The following is a 16,222-nucleotide window of genomic DNA, read 5'->3' as shown; positions in this document are numbered from 1 at the left end:
GTCAATATGGATTCTTGTGCGGAGCGGAAGGCGCGGTATGAGCGCACTACTGGTGCCCGGCGTGGAGGTGCGGCGCGGTGACGCGCGGCTCGCGAGCCGGCTGTCCTGGCTGGACTCGAAGCACTCGTTCTCCCTCGGTACCCACCGGCCCGACCCGGCCAACACGCACCACGGGGTGCTGCTGGTCCACAACGAGGACCTGGTGCAGCCGGGCACGGGCTTCGAGACCCACCCGCACCAGGACATGGAGATCGTCACCTGGGTGCTCCGCGGCTCGCTGGTCCACCAGGACTCCGGCGGCCACTCCGGTGTGATCTACCCGGGCCTGGCCCAGCGGATGAGCGCCGGCACCGGCATCCTGCACTCGGGGAAGAACGACACCTACCGGGCCGCGGACCGGCCGCCCGCCGAACCGGTGCACTTCGTCCAGATGTGGGTCGTCCCCGACGAGGCCGGTGTCGCCCCGGGCTACGAACAGCTGGAGATCGACGCCGAACTGCTCTCCGGCGGCCTGGTCGCGGTGGCGTCCGGCATGGACCGGCACAAGGACGCGAGCGCCATCCGGATCCGGAACCGGCACGCCGCCCTGTACGCGGCCCGGCTGCGCCCCGGCGGGCACGTCACCCTTCCGGAGGCGCCCTACCTGCACCTGTTCGTCGCCCGCGGCGCGGTGGACCTGGAGGGCTTCGGGGCGCTCGGCGAGGGTGACGCCGCGCGCTTCACGGCCGTCGGCGGCCACCGGGTGGCGGCCTCGGAGCCGGCCGAGATCCTGGTGTGGGAGATGCACGCCGCCGTCGCCCTGTGACCCCTCCGAGGCCGATTCCGGCGCCGCGACGCTCGCAATTGGCACTCCGCTTGACCGAGTGCTAATCGCGGTCATAGTCTCGGCTCTGGCACTCGGCAGATGAGAGTGCCAACAACGCGACGGGCAGGTCCGGCACCCGCGACGACGGATCGACCTGGTCGCCACCTCAGACAGTTAACCCCGTGAGATCTCCGAAGGGGGAGGTCGGATCGTGACGACCGCCAGCTCCAAGGTTGCCATCAAGCCGCTTGAGGACCGCATCGTGGTCCAGCCGCTCGACGCCGAGCAGACCACGGCCTCCGGCCTGGTCATCCCGGACACCGCGAAGGAGAAGCCCCAGGAGGGCGCTGTCCTCGCCGTGGGTCCGGGCCGTTTCGAGAACGGCGAGCGCCTGCCGCTCGACGTCAAGGTCGGCGACGTCGTGCTCTACAGCAAGTACGGCGGCACCGAGGTGAAGTACAACGGCGACGAGTACCTCGTCCTCTCGGCTCGCGACGTGCTCGCGATCATCGAGAAGTAAGCCTGCGACTTACCACCTCAAGCACTCTGCTTGAAGCTGCGCCCCTGGCCCCGCGATCCTCCAAGAGGCCGGGTGCCGGGGGCGCAGTCTTGTTCACCCAAGAATTCCGAGAGGGCATCCGCTGCCATGGCGAAGATCCTGAAGTTCGACGAGGACGCCCGTCGCGCCCTTGAGCGCGGCGTCAACAAGCTTGCCGACACGGTGAAGGTGACGATCGGCCCCAAGGGCCGCAACGTCGTCATCGACAAGAAGTTCGGCGCCCCCACCATCACCAACGACGGTGTCACGATCGCCCGCGAGGTCGAGATCGAGGACCCGTACGAGAACCTCGGCGCGCAGCTGGTGAAGGAGGTGGCGACCAAGACCAACGACATCGCGGGTGACGGTACGACCACCGCCACCGTGCTGGCCCAGGCGCTCGTGCGCGAGGGCCTCAAGAACGTCGCCGCCGGTGCCTCCCCGGCCGCCCTGAAGAAGGGCATCGACGCGGCCGTCGCCGCCGTCTCCGAGGACCTCCTCGCCACCGCCCGCCCGATCGACGACAAGGCCGACATCGCGGCCGTCGCCGCGCTGTCCGCCCAGGACACGCAGGTCGGCGAGCTCATCGCCGAGGCGATGGACAAGGTCGGCAAGGACGGTGTCATCACCGTCGAGGAGTCCAACACCTTCGGTCTGGAGCTGGACTTCACCGAGGGCATGGCCTTCGACAAGGGCTACCTGTCGCCGTACTTCGTGACGGACCAGGAGCGCATGGAGGCCGTCCTGGAGGACCCCTACATCCTCATCAACCAGGGCAAGGTCTCCTCCATCGCGGACCTGCTGCCGCTGCTCGAGAAGATCATCCAGTCCAATGCCTCGAAGCCGCTGCTGATCATCGCCGAGGACGTCGACGGCGAGGCGCTGTCGACCCTGGTCGTCAACAAGATCCGCGGCACCTTCAACGCGGTCGCGGTCAAGGCCCCCGGCTTCGGCGACCGCCGCAAGGCGATGCTGGAGGACCTGGCGATCCTCACCGGCGCCACGGTCGTCTCCGAGGAGGTCGGCCTCAAGCTCGACCAGGTCGGCCTGGACGTGCTGGGCTCCGCCCGCCGTGTCACCGTCACCAAGGACGACACCACGGTCGTCGACGGCGCCGGTGACTCCGGTGCGGTCACCGGCCGCGTCGCCCAGATCAAGGCCGAGATCGAGAACACCGACTCCGACTGGGACCGCGAGAAGCTCCAGGAGCGCCTCGCGAAGCTGGCCGGCGGCGTGTGCGTGATCAAGGTCGGCGCCGCCACCGAGGTGGAGCTGAAGGAGAAGAAGCACCGTCTGGAGGACGCCATCTCCGCGACCCGCGCCGCGGTCGAGGAGGGCATCGTCTCCGGTGGTGGCTCCGCGCTGGTCCACGCCGCGAAGGTCCTGGAGGACGGCCTCGGCAAGACCGGCGACGAGGCGACCGGTGTCGCCGTCGTCCGCCGCGCCGTCGTCGAGCCGCTGCGCTGGATCGCCGAGAACGCCGGCCTGGAGGGCTACGTCATCACCTCCAAGGTCGCCGAGCTGGAGAAGGGCCAGGGCTTCAACGCCGCCACCGGCGAGTACGGCGACCTGGTCAAGGCCGGCGTCATCGACCCGGTCAAGGTCACCCGCTCCGCCCTGGAGAACGCCGCCTCCATCGCCTCCCTGCTGCTGACGACCGAGACCCTGGTCGTCGAGAAGAAGGAAGAGGAAGAGGCCGCCGCCGCGGGCCACTCGCACGGCCACTCGCACTAGGCAGCTCAGCACCGAGGCCCGGCACCCTGGAGGCGCCGGGCCTCTTTGCGTCGGTTCGGCCCCCTGCCACAGTCGGGCCGCCGACCCGACGGCCACCTCTGTGCCAGTCGGGCCGCCGACCCGACGGTGGCAACGAGGAAGCCCCCGTTCCCGGTCGTCCGCCGGGAACGGGGGCTTCGCCCCTCGCGGGTACTTCGATGGTCGGCCTAGTTCTCCAGCGCGTCCAGCGCTCCCAGCTGTGCCAGCAGTCCCATCCGGTCGTACTGCAGCCAGCCCTCGGCCATCTTCCCGTCGGCGCCGAAGCGGTGGATGGTGGTCCCGGCCATGGTGACCTGCCGGCCGGTGTTGGCCACTCCCATGAACGCCGCCTTCTGCACCCCCGTCCACAGCCACCGGGTGCACACCCGGTCGCCCTGCGCGATCTGGTCCTCGACGAGGAACGTGAAGTCGAAGGCCCCGCGCCACATCTCCAGCTTGCGCCGCATCGCGTCCATGCCGATGGTGTCCTGCCCCTCGACCGGATCGTGGTCGTGGTAGTCCTCGGCGAGCAGGCCGTCCAGCGGAACCAGCGGGCCGGGCGCGGCGATCGTCTCGAAGAACCGCCGCGCGGTACCGGCGAACAGCCCCTCGTCGCGCACCACGTCCAGGTCCGTGAACGTCGGCGTCCCCTCGCACAGCGCCAGCAGCTCGTGGAAGACCTTGTCGGTCTCCGGGAGCCGTGAGTTCCGCATCGCCTCCTCGTACGACGGGAACTCCACGATCTCCACGACGTGCTCCGCGTCGGTGCGGTCCTTGCCGACCAGCGTGTGCGTCGCCGTCCGCTTCCCCTTGGTCTGCTCGACCCACCTGTCCATCAGCCGGTCCATCTCGTCGAACCGCCTGGTCCTGCACTCGATGAGCTGCACGAACGTCATGACACCGCCTCCGGCCCCCCTGCGGGCGCGACCGAACGACACCATCGTCTCACCGGCCCCGTTCCGGTGTGTCCGGATGTGTCGCGGTATGTGCCCGTCGGCTCGGTCGGCTCCCTACTGCGGCCCGTACTTGCGGCCCGTCTTCGAGCTGATGCCGCCCACCAGCCCGCGCGGTGCCACCTTCGCCAGCCCCGTCAGCACCTTGTAGCGGGGATCCGGGACCGACAGCGTCTTCCCGCGCGCGAGGTCGGCCAGCGCCGCCGCGACCAGCTTGTCGGCGTCCAGCCACATCCAGCCCGGAATGTTGTCCGTGCCCATCCCGGCCCGCTGGTGGAACTCGGTACGGACGAACCCCGGCGCCAGCGCCATCAGCCGCACCCCGGTGCCCGCGAGGTCGCGCGCCGCGCCCTGGGTGAACTGCACGACCCATGCCTTGGAGGCGCCGTACGTACCGCGCGGCACGAAGGCCGCCACCGACGCCACGTTGACCACTCCGCCGCGGCCGCGCTCGCGCATCGCCTCGGCCGCCGCCGAGGTCAGCCGCAGCACCGCCTCGCAGTGCACCTTGAGCATGCGCAGCTCGTCGGCCATCGAGACGTCGAGATAGCGGCCCTTGTTGCCGAAACCGGCGTTGTTGACCAGCAGGTCGACCGGGTGGCGGCGGTCCCCGAGCCGGGCGGCGACCGACTCGATGCCGGGGTCCTCGGCGAGGTCGGCGGTGAGCACCTCCGCCTCGATGCCGTGCCGGTCGTGCAGCTCGGTCGCCTGCTCGCGCAGCCGCTTGGTGTCCCGGGCCACCAGGACGAGGTTGTGCCCGTCAGCCGCCAGGCGCCGCGCGAACGCGGCACCGATCCCCGCGGTCGATCCCGTAATCAGAGCCGTTGTCATGGCCCAAGGGTAGTTACCCGGACTGACGGCGTCCGCTGTGCGCACCGGCTCTCCCTGGGGTGAAGCACCGGTGAACGGCCCGCGCGTGACGGCCGCTCAGCCGCTCTGCGCCGCCACGTACTTCCGGGCCTGCGCCAGCGCCTCCGGGTGCAGGGCCGCGCCCGCCGCGAGCAGCCGGGGCAGCAGCTCCCGCTCGGTGGTGGTCGCGCGGAACTCCATCGCGGCGGTCACCCCGTGCTCCGGCAGGTGGATGATCTCGATGGGGTCGCCGGCCCGGATCTCGCCCGGTTCGATCACCCGGAGGTAGGCACCGGTGGCACCCTTCCGCGTGAATCTCTTCACCCATCCCCGCTCGCCCAGATGGCCCTGGAAAGTACGGCACGGGATGCGCCCGGAGGTGACCTCCAGTACGACCTCGGGACCGATCCGCCAGCGCTCGCCGATCAGCGCCCCCGACACGTTCAGCCCGTTTGTCGTGAGGTTCTCACCGAAACAGCCGTTCGGCAGCGGGCGGCCGAGCTCCTTCGCCCAGTCGTCGAGGTCCTCGCGCGCGTACGCGTACACCGCCTGGTCGTCGCCGCCGTGATGGCGCAGCTCGCAGACCGCGTCCCCGGCGAGACCGCTGCCCGCGGTCCCCTTCGGCCCGGGCGCCGCCACCCGCACCGGCCCGGCCACCGGCTGCTTGTCGATACCGGTCACGCCGTCGGCCTGGTCCGTGTGCGGCGACGGCGTCGGACGGCCGAGGTTCACCGAGAGAAGCTCCATGCTCCGACGGTACGGGACCACCCTCAAAGCGTCGACGCGTTTTCGGGTGCCATGTCCAAGTCGGCCTTATGCTCAGGGGGTGATAGAAGCACGTCATCTCCGCGTCCTGCGGGCCGTCGCCGGCACCGGGTCCTTCTCGGCGGCGGGGCGCGAACTGGGCTGCACCCAGCCCGCCGTCAGCCAGCAGATGAAGGCCCTGGAGACCTCCGTGGGCACCCCGCTGCTGGTCCGCAACGGCCGCGAGATGCGCCTGACCCAGGCCGGCGAGGCCCTGGTCCGGCACGCCTCCGGGATCCTCGCCGGGCTCACCGCCGCCGAGGAGGAGGTCGCCGCGATCGCCGGGCTGCGCGCGGGCCGGGTCCGCCTGGTCTCCTTCCCGAGCGGCAGCTCCACCCTGGTCCCGACGGCCCTCGCCGCCCTGCGCGCCGCTCACCCCGGCACCCGCGTCTCCCTGGAGGAGGCCGAGCCGCCGAAGTCCGTGGAACTGCTGCGCGCGGGCGACTGCGACCTCGCGCTGGCCTTCCGTTACGAAGGGGCCGCGGACACCGGGGAGTGGGACGACCTGGTGGTACGGCCGCTGCTCACCGACCGGCTCGTCGGCCTGGTGCCGGAGCGGCACCGGCTGGCCCGCGCGGAGTCGGTCGCCCTCGGGGAACTCGCCGACGAGCCCTGGATCGCGGGCTGCCCGCGCTGCCGGGGGCAGCTCGTCCAGGCGTGCGAGAGCGCGGGCTTCACGCCGCGCATCGACTTCGCCACCGACGACTACCCGGCCGTGGTCGGCCTGGTCGGCGCGGGTCTGGGGGTGGCCGTGCTGCCGCGGCTGGCGGTCGAGTCGGTACGGCCGAGAGGCGTGCGCACGGTGGTCCTCGAACCCGCGGTGCGGCGGGAGATCGTCGCCCTGACCCTGCCCGACCTGGCACAGGTACCGGCGGTGGCGGCGACGCTCGATCAGCTGGGCCGGGCGGCCCGGCGGGCGTGACGGACTGGCGCCGGGCACACGCGCGTGCCCGATCGTCGGCAGATCGTCAGCGGCTTGTCAACAGATTGCAGAAACGTTCTTTCACGTGTCGGAGGCGGAGTCGCCGCTGGTCGTCGACGCCGACACCAGCCTGTTGCGCGCCCGCCCCATGAGCTCTTCGCGCTCGTCCTCGGTCAGGCCGCCCCACACGCCGTACGGCTCACGGACCGCCAGCGCGTGCGCCGCGCACTCCGCGCGGACCGGGCACCTCATGCAGACCTCCTTGGCCGAGTTCTCACGGGCACTCCGAGCCGCCCCGCGCTCGCCCTCGGGATGGAAGAAGAGCGAGCTGTCGACCCCGCGGCAGGCGGCCAGGAGCTGCCAGTCCCACAGGTCCGCGTTCGGTCCGGGAAGGCGGGAGAAATCTGCCATTACGTGACCCCTTGTAGCCGTTCTGGGCGGATACGGTGCCAACGACCGTACATCTCCGGTCTAGAGAGATGAAAATATGACTCATTGGCAATCTAGCCCCAGACACTGTGAAACGGGAAGAAAAAGGTCTAAATGGGGCATTGGATGTGATGAAAAGTTGAGGGTCTGACGTCCATGTCTGCACCGTGTCCGCCCCCTCACGTAGAGTGCCGAAGACGGCATGCAGCCCCGTAACTCTTTCGAGTGACCGTCGTTGAGAGTGCGGTGGCGGTTGAAGCAACAAGCCCTCGGGCAGGCGTCCGAGACGTTCGACCGCACAGGTGACGATTCCGTACCAGCCTGGAGGCTCAAGGTGACGCGCATCAGCTGCGGAGGACGGTCATGACATCCGTCCTCGTCTGCGACGACTCCCCGCTTGCCCGAGAGGCGCTGCGCCGCGCGGTGGCGACCGTGCCCGGCGTCGAGCGCGTGACGACGGCGGCCAACGGCGAGGAAGTCCTCCGCCGCTGGGGTGCCGACCGATCCGACCTGATCCTGATGGACGTGCGCATGCCCGGACTGGGCGGCGTCGAGACCGTGCGCCGGCTGCTGTCCGCCGACCCCGGCGCGCGCATCATCATGCTCACGGTCGCCGAGGACCTGGACGGCGTGGCCCTGGCCGTCGCCGCCGGTGCCCGCGGCTACCTGCACAAGGACGCCTCGCGCGCCGAACTGCGGGCCACCGTGACCCAGGCCCTCGCCGACCCCACGTGGCGGCTGGCCCCGCGCCGCCTCCGCTCGGCCGAGATGGGCGCCGCGCCCACCCTCACCGCGCGCGAGATCCAGGTCCTGGAGGGCATGAGCCACGGCCGTTCCAACGCCGAGATCGGCCGCGAGCTGTTCCTCTCCGAGGACACCGTGAAGACCCACGCCCGGCGCCTTTTCAAGAAGCTCGGAGCCTCCGACCGCGCCCACGCGGTGGCCCTCGGCTTCCGCTGGGGTCTGGTTCGTTAGTACGGCGGTGAGCTGCGCCGCAACGGGGAAGCGGACCGACCGGACGCCCCCGCCTACCCCATGGTGGGCGGGGTTCACAAGGCGGAGCGCCGAAGGCGCGCTGCTCGTTTCGGCGCGGATGCCGCATCCTTGAGGTGTGGAGTCTCTCGGGGACGAGTCGTTCGAGCGGAAGGGGAGGGCGCAGGAGATGAGTTCCGGCGCACCTGCTCATAACGCTTCGGTGCACAACGACGGACGCGATGCCACGCCGCCGACGGCAGCAGGGCACCATGGACCGATGCGCGACGACGAGGCGGTCACTGCCGTGGGGACGATCGGCGCTCTCGTCCATCGCGCCGTAGACGGGGACGAGCAGGCCACGCATGACCTGCTCGCCCATGTCCACCCCCTCGCGCTGCGCTACTGCCGCACCCGGCTGTCCCGCCTCCCGGGCGACGCCCGCCACTTCGTCGAGGACCTCGCCCAGGAAGTCTGCGTGGCGGTTCTGCTGGCCCTGCCCCGGTACCGCGACACCGGCCGCCCCTTCGAGGCCTTCGTCTTCGCGATCGCCTCCCACAAGGTCGCCGACCTGCAGCGGGCCGCGATGCGCCACCCGGGCTCCACGGCCGTCCCCTCGGACGAGATGCCGGAACGCCCGGACGACTCCCTCGGCCCCGAGGAGCGCGCGCTGCTCAGCAGCGACGCCGAATGGGCCAAGAAACTCCTGGCCAACCTCCCGGAGAACCAGCGCGAGCTGCTGCTGCTGCGCATCGCCGTGGGCCTCACGGCCGAGGAGACCGGTCAGATGTTGGGAATGTCACCGGGCGCGGTGCGGGTCGCCCAGCACCGGGCGCTGAGCCGGCTGCGGGCACTGGCGGAGCAGTAGACGGCGGGGGTCCGCCCCTCTGCGGCCGACTGGGCCGCGTCCCGGTGGCCGACGGGTTCCGCCCCTCCCCGATGAACAGGCGCACGCCCGTTCCCGTACGAACATACGAAGCCCGGAGCTGAGTCGTACCGTGGAATTTGGGAGCCGTGCTTCCCGTTAGCATGGACATCCGCACCGATCAAGGCCATTTGGGGAAGGTGTCATGACCACCAACGTCGACGGAGTGCCCGACAAATTCGCCACCCTCGGGCTGACCTACGACGACGTGCTGCTGCTGCCGGGAGCCTCCGAGGTCCTCCCGAACGCGGTCGACACCTCGTCCCGCATCTCCCGCAACGTCCGGGTCAACATCCCGCTGCTCTCCGCGGCGATGGACAAGGTGACCGAGTCCCGCATGGCGATCGCGATGGCCCGGCTCGGCGGTGTCGGCGTGCTGCACCGCAACCTCTCCGTCGAGGACCAGGTCAACCAGGTCGACCTGGTGAAGCGGTCCGAGTCCGGCATGGTCACCGACCCGATCACGGTGCACCCGGACGCGACCCTCGCCGAGGCCGACGCGCTGTGCGCGAAGTTCCGGATCAGCGGTGTCCCGGTCACCGACCCCGACCGGAAGCTGCTCGGCATCGTCACCAACCGCGACATGGCCTTCGAGAGCGACCGCTCCCGTCGCGTCCACGAGGTCATGACGCCGATGCCGCTGGTCACCGGCAAGGTTGGCATCTCCGGCACCGAGGCCATGCAGCTGCTGCGCAAGCACAAGATCGAGAAGCTGCCGCTCGTCGACGACCAGGGCGTCCTCAAGGGCCTGATCACGGTCAAGGACTTCGTCAAGGCCGAGAAGTACCCGAACGCGGCCAAGGACTCCGAGGGCCGCCTCCTCGTCGGCGCGGCTGTGGGCGCGAGCCCCGAGGCCCTGGAGCGCGCCCAGGCGCTCGCCGAGGCCGGCGTGGACTTCCTGGTCGTCGACACCTCGCACGGCCACAACAGCAACGCGCTCAGCTGGATGGCGAAGATCAAGTCGAGCGTGGACGTCGACGTGATCGGCGGCAACGTCGCCACCCGCGACGGCGCGCAGGCGCTGATCGACGCCGGTGTCGACGGCATCAAGGTCGGCGTGGGCCCCGGCTCGATCTGCACCACCCGCGTGGTCGCCGGCATCGGCGTCCCGCAGGTCACCGCCATCTACGAGGCCTCCCTCGCCGCCCGCCCGGCCGGCATCCCGCTGATCGGCGACGGCGGCCTGCAGTACTCGGGCGACATCGGCAAGGCGCTCGCGGCCGGCGCGGACACGGTGATGCTGGGCTCCCTCCTCGCGGGCTGCGAGGAGTCCCCGGGCGAGCTGCTCTTCATCAACGGCAAGCAGTTCAAGTCGTACCGCGGCATGGGCTCGCTCGGCGCCATGCAGTCGCGCGGCCAGGGCCGGTCGTACTCGAAGGACCGCTACTTCCAGGCCGAGGTCTCCTCCGACGACAAGCTCGTTCCCGAGGGCGTCGAGGGCCAGGTGCCCTACCGCGGCCCGCTGGCCAACGTGCTGCACCAGCTCGTCGGCGGTCTGCGCCAGACCATGGGCTACGTGGGCGCGGCCACCGTCGACGAGATGGAGTCCAAGGGCCGCTTCGTCCGGATCACCGCCGCGGGCCTCAAGGAGAGCCACCCGCACGACATCCAGATGACGGTCGAGGCGCCGAACTACAGCCGCAGCAAGTAGTCACAACTGGTCGGCAGAGCCTTTCCAGGGCGGTCCCGGGCGCACCGGGGCCGCCCTTGCCGTACCCGTCGGCGATACTGGAAGACGCTGAAACGCAGAGGGAAAGGCCACAGACGTGACTGAGATCGAGATCGGGCGCGGCAAGCGCGGCCGCCGGGCGTACGCCTTCGACGACATCGCCGTCGTCCCCAGCCGCCGTACGCGGGACCCGAAGGAGGTCTCGATCGCCTGGCAGATCGACGCCTACCGCTTCGAGCTGCCGTTCCTGGCCGCCCCCATGGACTCGGTCGTCTCCCCGGCCACCGCGATCCGCATCGGCGAGCTCGGCGGCCTCGGCGTCCTCAACCTCGAAGGGCTCTGGACGCGGCACGAGGACCCGCAGCCGCTGCTCGACGAGATCATCGGGCTGGACGCCGACACCGCCACCCGCCGCCTCCAGGAGATCTACTCCGCCCCCATCAAGGAGGAGCTGATCGGCGCGCGCATCAAGGAGGTGCGCGACTCCGGCGTGGTCACGGCGGCCGCGCTCTCCCCGCAGCGCACCGCGCAGTTCTCCAAGGCGGTCGTGGACGCGGGCGTCGACATCTTCGTCATCCGCGGTACGACGGTCTCCGCGGAGCACGTCTCGTCCTCGCACGAGCCGCTGAACCTGAAGCAGTTCATCTACGAGCTGGACGTCCCGGTGATCGTCGGCGGCTGCGCCACGTACACGGCGGCCCTGCACCTGATGCGCACGGGCGCGGCCGGTGTCCTGGTCGGCTTCGGCGGCGGCGCCGCCCACACCACGCGCAACGTGCTCGGCATCCAGGTCCCCATGGCCACCGCGGTCGCGGACGTGGCCGCCGCCCGCCGCGACTACATGGACGAGTCCGGCGGCCGCTACGTGCACGTCATCGCCGACGGCGGTGTCGGCTGGTCCGGCGACCTCCCCAAGGCGATCGCCTGCGGCGCCGACTCGGTGATGATGGGCTCCCCGCTGGCCCGCGCGACCGACGGTCCCGGCAAGGGCCACCACTGGGGCATGGAGGCCGTCAACGAGGAGCTCCCGCGCGGCAAGAAGGTCGACCTCGGCACGGTCGGCACCCTTGAGGAGATCCTCACCGGCCCGTCCCACACCCCCGACGGCTCGATGAACCTCTTCGGCGCCCTGCGCCGCGCCATGGCCACCACCGGCTACAGCGAGCTGAAGGAGTTCCAGCGCGTCGAGGTGACGGTGGCGGACTCGCAGCACAAGCGGTAGGCGGCAGCCGCCGTACGGCCGACGGAGGGCCGGTCACCCCGGGTGGGTGACCGGCCCTTTCGCATGCCCAAGTGCGCTGGTGGGGGCGCGTGTTGAGGGGGAGGGGCGTGCGGTTGCGTTGGGGACGAATGTGGGCCGAACGGGCGTAGGGGGCGGTATTGTCCTTGATCGGCGCCCCAGTTTCCTGGGAGCCCCCTTCCAAGGACTTTGTTCCGGACCCCGGCCCTCGGACCCCGGCCCTCGGACCCCGGCCCTCGGACCCCGGCCCGACTTCCGACGGACCGTCCACCGGGCAACTGGGCGGCATCGTGGAAGGGGGCGCCCATGGGACGCCACCGCAAGCCCACCCGTTGGGATCGGATCCGTCTGCGGCTGGTGAAGTGCCGGAGGAGGTGGATCTTGTGGATTTACGGGCGATGAGCGGCCACCCCTAAGGAAAGTAGGGGTGGACACTCCGTCATTCGCCTAGGAGCCTGCCGCAGTGCCTGCTGTGGTGGGCTCCACCTTTTTTACGGTACCGGATCCGCCGTCCGGCGGATCCGCACTGGAGAGCGGCCGCCCCCACGGAAACCAGGGGCGGACACCCGTTCGTTTCCCCGGAGCCTCCGCAGTACTGCACCACCCGCTGTAACGGGCTCCACCAACACCCTCGTAAGTTAGCCGCGTCCCACCCCACCCGCCACCGGCTCACGAGCCCCAGCCACCCACGCGCCCCCCTTCACCCACACGCGCCGGTCGGCGAGCCCCGGCTGTGGGAGCCGGACCAGCTCAGAGCCGGTGCGCCGCCCCCGTCGGGGTCGCCCCGCGCGTGTCCAGCAGCAACTGGGCCTTCACCGACAGGCCTTGCAGGTCGTACGTGCGGTGCTGCTGGACCAGGATCGTCAGGTCGGCGTCGGCGGCGGCCTCGTAGAGGGAGTCCGCGCGCGGCACCGGACGGTCCAGGACGCTCCAGGACGCGATGTGCGGGTCGTGGTAGCTGACCGAGGCGCCCAGCTCCATGAAGCGCATCGCGATCTCCTGGGCTGGGCTGTTCTGCTGGTCGGCGAGGTCGGCCTTGTAAGTGACGCCGAGCAGCAGCACGCGCGCGCCGCGCGCGGACTTGCCGTGCTCGTTGAGAAGGGCGGCGGCGCGCTGCACGACGTACCCCGGCATCCGGCTGTTGACCTGCTGGGCCAGTTCCACCATGCGCAGGCCGCGGCCGGCGCGGCCGGACAGGTCCTGGGCGACGCCGTGGCCGCCCACACCGGGGCCGGGACGGAAGGCCTGGAACCCGAACGGCTTGGTCTCCGCGCAACGGATGACGTCCCACAGGTCGACGCCCAGGTCGTGGCAGAGGACGGCCATCTCGTTGACGAGGGCGATGTTGACGTGCCGGAAGTTGGTCTCCAGGAGCTGCACGGTCTCGGCCTCGCGCGGGCCACGCGCGCGTACCACCTTGTCGGTGAGCCGGCCGTAGAACGTGGCGGCCGACTCCGTGCACGCGGGCGTGAGGCCGCCGATGACCTTCGGGGTGTTGGCCGGCGTGAAGTCCCGGTTGCCGGGATTCACCCGGCTGGGCGAATAGGCGAGGTGGAAGTCGCGGCCCGCGCGCAGACCCGAGCCCTTCTCCAGCAGGGGCCGCAGGAAGTCCTCCGTCGTCCCCGGATGGACCGGGGACTCCAGGATCACCGTCGTGTGCGGACGCAGCCGCTCGGCCAGGGTGCGCGCGGCGGCCTCCACCTGGCCCAGGTCGAGCCCGCCGTCGGCGCCGCGCGGGGTCGGCGCGCAGATCACGGCGGTGCGCACCCGCCCCAGCTGTGCCGGGTCCTCGGCCACCCGGAAGCCCTTCGCGAGCATCCGGCGCAGCTCGGCGGGGCTCAGCGAGCCCGCCTCGGGGCCGGTGGCGTAGCCGATCGTGGAGACGCCGGAGGCCACGGCGGCCTGGGCGAGGGGCAGGCCGTAGGGACCGAGTCCGATGACGGCGAGGTCTGCGGGCATGGCGTGGGCCGTCCTTCCCAGTAACCGAAGCGGGACAGGTGCGCAAGCCCTGTGGACAGGATGAGCGAGGCGCACGGTCAGACTAGGAGTAAATATGACCGTTATGCGGGATTGTGTTCATGTGTCTTCCGTGGGTTCGGTGACCGTTGTCCACAGGCTGGGGGTGAGTGGTGGCTGAAGTCGGGCAAGCCGGTCAGAATTTGGGCAGGGGCCACGCCCGCCGGGGGTGCGGCCGACGCGACCGATGACCGACGACGTGTTCGACGGCGGACGACGCGGTCGACGACCCATTCGACGATCCCTTCGATGACCCATTCGGCGGCGCGATCGATGACGCGATCGACGACCGACGACGACTGACGACCGACGACGACCAGTGACCGACGACGACCAGTCGACCGACATCGGCCCGCGACCGCCGGGTATCCGGTGACGAACGGCGATCGATGGCCGTGGGCGCCCGATCACCCATGGCGGTCGGCGGCCGATGGCGGTCGACGGCCGATGCCGGTCGGCGGCCGATGCCGGTCGGCGGCCCATGGCGGCCGGTGGTCTGCGGTCGGCGACGGCCGATGGTGAGCGATGGACCGATGGCGAGCGATGGCCGCATAGCGGCAGAGCGGGAGGCAGCGGTGAGGACAGCGACACTGGGGCCGGAGCAGCGTGCGGAGTCCCTGGCGGCCATGGCCGAGCGCGAGCTGGACGTGCTGGTGGTGGGTGGTGGAGTGGTCGGCGCGGGCACCGCGCTGGACGCGGTCACCCGGGGCCTGAACACCGGCATCGTCGAGGCCCGAGACTGGGCCTCCGGCACCTCCAGCAGGTCCAGCAAGCTGATCCACGGCGGCCTGCGCTACCTGGAGATGCTCGACTTCGCCCTGGTCCGCGAGGCCCTCAAGGAGCGCGGCCTGCTCCTGGAACGCCTCGCTCCGCACCTGGTCAAGCCGGTGCCCTTCCTCTACCCGCTCCAGCACCAGGGCTGGGAGCGCCTGTACGCCGGCTCGGGCGTCGCGCTCTACGACGCGATGTCGATGGCCCGCGGCCACGGCCGGGGCCTGCCCGCACACCGCCACCTGAGCCGCCGTCACGCCCTGCGCGTGGCACCGGCCCTGCGCAAGGACGCCCTGGTCGGCGCCATCCAGTACTACGACGCCCAGATGGACGACGCCCGCTACGTGGCCACCCTGGTGCGCACGGCGGTCTCCTACGGCGCGAAGGCGGCCAACCGCGCGCGCGTGACCGGGTTCCTGCGCGAGGGGGAGCGGGTCGTCGGGGCCCGGGTGCTGGACGTGGAGAGCGGTGGGGAGTACGAGATCCACGCCCAGCAGGTCGTCAACGCGACCGGGGTGTGGACCGACGACACCCAGGCGATGGTCGGCGAGCGCGGGCAGTTCCACGTCCGCGCCTCCAAGGGCATCCACCTGGTCGTCCCCAAGGACCGCATCCACTCCACCACCGGCCTGATCCTGCGCACCGAGAAGTCGGTCCTGTTCGTCATCCCCTGGGGCCGGCACTGGATCATCGGTACGACCGACACCGACTGGGACCTGGACAAGGCCCACCCGGCCGCCTCCAGCGCCGACATCGACTACCTCCTCAACCACGTCAACTCGGTGCTCGCGGTGCCGCTGTCGCGCGACGACGTCCAGGGCGTCTACGCCGGTCTGCGCCCGCTGCTGGCCGGCGAGTCCGACGCCACCAGCAAGCTGTCGCGCGAGCACACGGTCGCGCATCCGGTGCCGGGGCTCGTGGTCGTCGCGGGCGGCAAGTACACGACGTACCGGGTGATGGCCAAGGACGCCGTCGACGAGGCGGTGCACGGGCTGGACCTGCGGGTCGCGGAGTGCGTCACCGAGGACATCCCGCTGCTCGGCGCGGAGGGCTACCGGGCGATGTGGAACGCCCGTGCCAGGATCGCCGCCCGCACCGGCCTGCACGTGGTCCGTGTCGAGCACCTGCTCAACCGCTACGGCTCGATGGCGGAGGAGGTCCTCGACCTCATCGCCGCCGACCCCGGCCTGGCCGAGCCGCTGTCGGCCGCCGACGACTACCTGCGCGCCGAGGTCGTCTACGCCGCCTCCCACGAGGGCGCCCGCCACCTCGACGACGTCCTGACCCGTCGCACCCGCATTTCCATCGAGACCTTCGACCGCGGTACCCGCAGCGCCCGCGAGGCCGCCGAACTGATGGCCCCGGTCCTCGGCTGGGACAAGGACCAGATCGAGCGCGAGGTCGAGCACTACGAGAAGCGCGTGGAGGCCGAACGCGAGTCCCAACTCCAGCCGGACGACCAGACAGCGGACGCGGCAAGGCTGGGAGCACCGGAGATCGTGCCGCGGTAGTGCCCGGCCGGGGCGGCTTTCCGGCGGTGCCTGACCGCCGGAAACCACCTGACCGCCCACGCCACC

General features: G+C 70.9%; 14 protein-coding genes. 9 read left to right on the top strand and 5 right to left on the bottom strand.

Annotation, left to right across the window (positions count from 1 at the left end; translation table 11 throughout):
• Positions 1 to 37: 37 nt before the first annotated feature.
• The 3 genes from ACIQVL_RS13875 (at position 38) to groL (ending at position 3,077) form a co-directional block, all read left to right on the top strand.
• Complete coding sequence (locus ACIQVL_RS13875) at positions 38 to 805, top strand: pirin family protein (RefSeq protein WP_403475403.1); 768 nt, start codon at positions 38 to 40, stop codon at positions 803 to 805.
• 211 nt (positions 806 to 1,016) lie between these two features.
• On the top strand, positions 1,017 to 1,325 hold the full coding sequence (gene groES / locus ACIQVL_RS13870) for a co-chaperone GroES (protein WP_004955293.1): 309 nt from the start codon (positions 1,017 to 1,019) through the stop codon (positions 1,323 to 1,325).
• Positions 1,326 to 1,451: 126 nt separating this feature from the next.
• Complete coding sequence (groL, locus tag ACIQVL_RS13865) at positions 1,452 to 3,077, top strand: chaperonin GroEL (protein ID WP_391373006.1); 1,626 nt, start codon at positions 1,452 to 1,454, stop codon at positions 3,075 to 3,077.
• Positions 3,078 to 3,283: 206 nt separating this feature from the next.
• Here the strand turns inward: groL and ACIQVL_RS13860 are convergent, their stop codons facing one another.
• From ACIQVL_RS13860 to ACIQVL_RS13850, 3 genes are all read right to left on the bottom strand, one after another.
• Complete coding sequence (locus ACIQVL_RS13860) at positions 3,284 to 3,991, bottom strand: ester cyclase (protein ID WP_403434128.1); 708 nt, start codon at positions 3,989 to 3,991, stop codon at positions 3,284 to 3,286.
• 114 nt (positions 3,992 to 4,105) lie between these two features.
• A complete protein-coding gene (locus tag ACIQVL_RS13855) occupies positions 4,106 to 4,879 on the bottom strand; it encodes an SDR family NAD(P)-dependent oxidoreductase (protein WP_403434131.1) in 774 nt (257 codons plus the stop codon).
• A 96-nt stretch (positions 4,880 to 4,975) separates the two neighbouring features.
• Complete coding sequence (locus tag ACIQVL_RS13850; RefSeq protein ID WP_403434133.1) at positions 4,976 to 5,644, bottom strand: MOSC domain-containing protein; 669 nt, start codon at positions 5,642 to 5,644, stop codon at positions 4,976 to 4,978.
• Between the two features lie 79 nt (positions 5,645 to 5,723).
• Between ACIQVL_RS13850 and ACIQVL_RS13845 the strand changes: the two genes are divergently transcribed.
• Positions 5,724 to 6,623, top strand: a complete 900-nt coding sequence (locus ACIQVL_RS13845) for a LysR family transcriptional regulator (protein ID WP_403434135.1) — start codon at positions 5,724 to 5,726, stop codon at positions 6,621 to 6,623.
• A gap of 81 nt (positions 6,624 to 6,704) precedes the next feature.
• On the opposite strand, the gene ACIQVL_RS13840 is transcribed toward ACIQVL_RS13845, so the two are convergent.
• Positions 6,705 to 7,034, bottom strand: a complete 330-nt coding sequence (locus ACIQVL_RS13840; RefSeq protein ID WP_046733109.1) for a WhiB family transcriptional regulator — start codon at positions 7,032 to 7,034, stop codon at positions 6,705 to 6,707.
• A gap of 381 nt (positions 7,035 to 7,415) precedes the next feature.
• Between ACIQVL_RS13840 and ACIQVL_RS13835 the strand changes: the two genes are divergently transcribed.
• The 4 genes from ACIQVL_RS13835 to ACIQVL_RS13820 all read left to right on the top strand — a co-directional run bounded on the left by ACIQVL_RS13835 (position 7,416) and on the right by ACIQVL_RS13820 (position 11,840).
• Positions 7,416 to 8,027 carry a response regulator transcription factor gene (locus tag ACIQVL_RS13835; protein WP_003948568.1) on the top strand — a complete coding sequence of 204 codons (612 nt, stop codon included), beginning with the start codon at positions 7,416 to 7,418 and terminating at the stop codon, positions 8,025 to 8,027.
• 277 nt (positions 8,028 to 8,304) lie between these two features.
• Positions 8,305 to 8,892 (top strand): sigma-70 family RNA polymerase sigma factor, encoded by a 588-nt coding sequence (locus ACIQVL_RS13830; RefSeq protein WP_089099378.1) that lies wholly within the window; start codon positions 8,305 to 8,307, stop codon positions 8,890 to 8,892.
• A 202-nt stretch (positions 8,893 to 9,094) separates the two neighbouring features.
• Positions 9,095 to 10,600: an IMP dehydrogenase gene (guaB, locus tag ACIQVL_RS13825; protein ID WP_403475402.1), complete on the top strand. Its 1,506-nt coding sequence runs from the start codon at positions 9,095 to 9,097 to the stop codon at positions 10,598 to 10,600.
• Between the two features lie 115 nt (positions 10,601 to 10,715).
• Positions 10,716 to 11,840 carry a GuaB3 family IMP dehydrogenase-related protein gene (locus ACIQVL_RS13820; RefSeq protein WP_132893015.1) on the top strand — a complete coding sequence of 375 codons (1,125 nt, stop codon included), beginning with the start codon at positions 10,716 to 10,718 and terminating at the stop codon, positions 11,838 to 11,840.
• 768 nt (positions 11,841 to 12,608) lie between these two features.
• On the opposite strand, the gene ACIQVL_RS13815 is transcribed toward ACIQVL_RS13820, so the two are convergent.
• Positions 12,609 to 13,817 carry a nucleotide sugar dehydrogenase gene (locus tag ACIQVL_RS13815; RefSeq protein WP_403434140.1) on the bottom strand — a complete coding sequence of 403 codons (1,209 nt, stop codon included), beginning with the start codon at positions 13,815 to 13,817 and terminating at the stop codon, positions 12,609 to 12,611.
• 632 nt (positions 13,818 to 14,449) lie between these two features.
• On the opposite strand from ACIQVL_RS13815, the gene ACIQVL_RS13810 reads away from it, so the two are divergent.
• The gene (locus tag ACIQVL_RS13810; protein ID WP_403434146.1) at positions 14,450 to 16,156 is read left to right on the top strand and encodes a glycerol-3-phosphate dehydrogenase/oxidase; all 1,707 of its coding nucleotides are present in this window, start codon (positions 14,450 to 14,452) and stop codon (positions 16,154 to 16,156) included.
• The last annotated feature ends 66 nt before the right edge of the window (positions 16,157 to 16,222 follow it).

It is taken from the genome of Streptomyces sp. NPDC090499 (genome assembly GCF_044769305.1).
Lineage (GTDB): Bacteria > Actinomycetota > Actinomycetes > Streptomycetales > Streptomycetaceae > Streptomyces.
Note: the sequence above shows the minus strand (reverse complement) of the source record. Positions and strands in the feature narration are given on the sequence as shown.